The 3530-nt window shown below is 73.3% G+C and carries 4 protein-coding genes; 3 read left to right on the top strand and 1 reads right to left on the bottom strand.

Annotation, left to right across the window (positions count from 1 at the left end; genetic code table 11):
• On the bottom strand, nucleotides 1-1170 hold a 1170-nt coding region (locus BZY54_RS45085), incomplete at its 3' end, for a condensation domain-containing protein (RefSeq protein ID WP_244217651.1).
• A 335-nt stretch (nucleotides 1171-1505) separates the two neighbouring features.
• On the opposite strand from BZY54_RS45085, the gene BZY54_RS45080 reads away from it, so the two are divergent.
• From BZY54_RS45080 to cysD, 3 genes are all read left to right on the top strand, one after another.
• On the top strand, nucleotides 1506-2282 hold the full coding sequence (locus tag BZY54_RS45080; protein WP_086731153.1) for an alpha/beta fold hydrolase: 777 nt from the start codon (nucleotides 1506-1508) through the stop codon (nucleotides 2280-2282).
• Between the two features lie 46 nt (nucleotides 2283-2328).
• Nucleotides 2329-2928, top strand: coding sequence for an adenylyl-sulfate kinase (gene cysC / locus BZY54_RS45075; RefSeq protein WP_279634766.1), 600 nt, complete (start codon nucleotides 2329-2331; stop codon nucleotides 2926-2928).
• 8 nt (nucleotides 2929-2936) lie between these two features.
• A partial coding sequence (cysD, locus tag BZY54_RS45070; RefSeq protein ID WP_143668303.1) for a sulfate adenylyltransferase subunit CysD occupies nucleotides 2937-3530 on the top strand: 594 nt, incomplete at its 3' end.

The raw sequence follows: 3530 nt of genomic DNA, 5'->3' as shown, positions 1-3530 counted from the left end.
GGTGACGCCGAAGCCCACCAGGGCGGGTCCCGGGGTGCCGGCCGCCCGGTACAGCAGCAGCGCCCACACCGCCTGCAGCGCGCCGGCCTCGGTGGCCGCGCAGGACGCCGCCCAGGCGCGCAGCCGGCCGGCCTGTCCGGCGCCGAGGCGGGCCTCGGCCCGGCCGGAGCCGCTCAGGCCGGTGGCCGGCCCGGGGATCGCCGGCAGCACCAGGGCGGTGGTGGCCGGGAGGGCAGAGGACCAGTAGTCACGGGCGGGCGCGGTGTCCTGGCCGGCGAGCCAGCGCGCGTAGTCCCGGATGTCGGGGCGCCGTTCGCCGCCCGGCAGCCGGCCGCCGGCAAGGTAGGCGCGGTAGAACTCCTGGAGCAGGACCGACACGCTCCAGGCGTCCAGCATGACGTGGTGGAAGGTCAGCAGGACCCGCACGGACGGCGGCCCGCCGTCGGCGGGGTCCGGTTCGTCGACGAGGTTCAGCCGCAGCAGGCCCGGGCAGCGCAGGTCGAAGCCGCGCAGCCGGTCGCGTTCCCTCAGCTCCTCGAATTCCACGGAGCCGGCCGGGTGGCGGACGACCTCGGCGCGGGTGTGCTCGTGCAGCACCAGGCGGGGTCCGGTCTCCCAGTCGAAGGCGGCGCGCAGGACCGTCTCCCGGTCGAACACGGACTGCCAGGCCGCGGTGAACCGGTCGGTGTCCACCTGGCCGCGCCAGCGCCAGTGCAGCTGCTCCACGTAGCGGCCGGTGCCGCGGTGGGCGAGCGCGTCCAGGAGCAGGGCGTGCTGCTGGGGGGTGACCGGCACGGTGGCCGGCTGCTCGTGCGCCGCGTCGTCGCCGGCTTCGCCCGCCGCACGCTCGAGGGGTCCGGGCAGTACCGGCGCCGGGGTGGTCTCGTCCGGCTCCGGCGAGGTCAGCGCCGCCAGGGCGCGGCGGTCGGTACTGCCGTCGGGCAGCAGGGGGATGTACGGCACCCGGTGGAGGCGGGCCGGGACCAGGTGGGAGGGGAGCCGGGATCGAAGGGCGGTGCGCAGGTCGGCGAGCTGGGTGCGCGTCACCACGTGCGCGACGATCCGCGGGCTGTCCGGGGCCTGCCGGGTCACATGGACGGCAGCGTCCCGCACATCGGGCAGCGACACGAGGGCGGCGCGCACCTCGCCGAGTTCTCCCCGGTTGCTCATGTGGGTCTCCCGGTGTTCGACGGCAGGACGGGACGGGCCCGGTCCACTGTCGCCGCCGGTGCTGGCAGGGGACTGACGCGCCGCTGACGGCCGCCACGGGCCTCACCTCGTCACAGCCATGACAGGGCCCGCAGGTCGAGTCCGGCTGTGGCCCGGCTCGTGGGCCACTCGCGCGCGAGGGACGAGCCGGGAGCGGCCCCAGGGTGTCCGTTCGAGCACGACCGCAGCCCCTGGGGCCTTGCGACCGGTCCTCGACCCGTTGTCCAGCGGAGCGCTCGAAGATGCCGCCAGGTCGGGAGGTGAGAGCACCTCCGTTTCGGCGTGAGGAGTGCGTGATGCGCAAGGTCGTTTCCCGGGACGGCACGACGATCGCTTACGAGAAGGCGGGTGACGGCCCGCCGATCGTGCTCCTCAACGGATCGTTCCGCGACCACACCATCTTCGACGCGCTCGTGCCCGAGCTGGCGCCGCACTGCACCACGTACGTCTACGACCGCCGGGGCCGCGGTGAGAGCGGCGACTCCCCCGAGTACGCCGTCGCCCGTGAGATCGAGGACCTCGAGGCGGTGATCCAGGAGGCCGGCGGGTCGGCGGTGGTGTTCGCCGGGTCCTCGGGCGCGAACCTGGCGATCGAGGCGGCGCTCGCCGGCGCCCCGATCACCAGGCTGGCGCTGCACGAGCCGTTCTACCGGGTCGACGGCTTCCCCAAGCCGCCGTGGAACGTCGCCAAGACCCTCCGGGTGCTCATGGAGGAGGACCGGCGCCAGGAGGCGGTCGAGTACTTCCTGGGCAGCTTCCTGGGCCTGACCCCGGACACGGTCGCGCAGTGGCGCAACGGCCCGATCTGGGCGGTGAACGAGGCGAACGCCCACACGCTCGCCTACGACCTGGCGATCTGCGGCGACTGCAGCGTTCCGGCCGACCGTCTCGCCGGATACACCACACCGACGCTGGTCCTCAACAGCACCGGCACCAGCGACTGGCTGCGTGCGGCGGCGCGGGCGACCGCGGCGGCCCTGCCCCACGGCCGGTCACTGGAACTGCCCGGTTCCTGGCACCGGATCGACATGGACGTGCTCGGCCGGACCCTGGTCGAGTTCGCCACCGCCTGAGAACTCCCGCTCCGGCACGTCACCTCACGTTCAGGAGGGCACCACCGTGACCACAGCGCACACCCCGGCCGCCGGGGCCACCGCGCAGGCGGCCGGAGCCGCCGCCACCCGCGAGCGGGGCGCCACCATGTGGCTGACCGGGCTGCCGAGCGCGGGCAAGACCACCCTGGCCCGTGCCGTCGCGCAGCGGCTGCGTGCCACGGGCCGCAGGGTCGAGGTGCTCGACGGCGACGAGATCCGCCAGTTCCTGTCCCAGGAGCTCGGGTTCACCCGGCAGGACCGGCACACCAACGTGACCCGGATCGGCTTCCTGGCGCAGACGCTCGCCTCCCACGGCGTGCTGGTGCTGGCCCCGGTCATCGCCCCGTACGCCGCCTCCCGCGCCGCGGTCCGTGAGCGGCACGCCGCCCGCGGCATCGAGTACCTGGAGGTCCATGTGGCGACCCCGGTCGAGGTGTGCTCCGTACGCGACGTGAAGGGTCTGTACGCCAAGCAGGCCGTCGGCGAGCTGACGGGGCTCACGGGTGTCGACGACCCCTACGAGGAGCCCGAGACGCCCGATCTGCGGATCCGGACACAGAGCAGATCGGTGGCGGACACCGCCGCCGAACTGCACACCTTCCTCACCGAGAGGGGCCTGGTATGACGGCTCTGATGCAGAGTCCGGCCGAGCCGGCCGAGGACACGGTGACGCTCTCCCACCTCGACGGACTCGAGTCGGAGGCGGTGCACATCTTCCGGGAGGTGGCGGGCGAGTTCGAGAACCCGGTGATCCTGTTCTCCGGGGGCAAGGACTCCATCCTCATGCTGCACCTCGCGCTGAAGGCGTTCGCGCCGGCGCCCGTCCCCTTTCCCCTGCTGCACGTGGACACCGGGCACAACTTCCCCGAGGTCCTGGAGTACCGGGACCGGACGGTCGACAAGCACGGGCTGCGGCTGCACGTCGCCTCCGTGCAGGACTACATCGACCGCGGTGTGCTCAAGGAGCGCCCGGACGGCACCCGCAACCCGCTGCAGACACTGCCGCTGACCGAGAAGATCCAGGCGGAGAAGTTCGACGCGGTCTTCGGCGGCGGCCGCCGCGACGAGGAGAAGGCCCGCGCCAAGGAGCGAGTGTTCTCGCTGCGCGACGAGTTCTCCCAGTGGGACCCGCGCCGCCAGCGCCCGGAGCTGTGGAACCTGTACAACGGCCGGCACGCGCCCGGCGAGCATGTGCGGGTCTTCCCACTGTCCAACTGGACCGAGCTG

Origin of the sequence: Streptomyces carpinensis (assembly GCF_002154505.1) — a bacterium.
In the GTDB taxonomy this organism is placed as follows: Bacteria; Actinomycetota; Actinomycetes; order Streptomycetales; family Streptomycetaceae; genus Streptomyces; species Streptomyces carpinensis.
The sequence above is the reverse complement of the archived record's forward strand: the minus strand, read 5'-3'. Positions and strand labels throughout refer to the sequence as shown.

Excerpts from the sequence above, each read along its gene's own strand:
- BZY54_RS45080 (WP_086731153.1), top strand. The coding sequence starts at position 1,506 with ATGCGCAAGGTCGTTTCCCGGGACGGCACGACGATCGCTTACGAGAAG.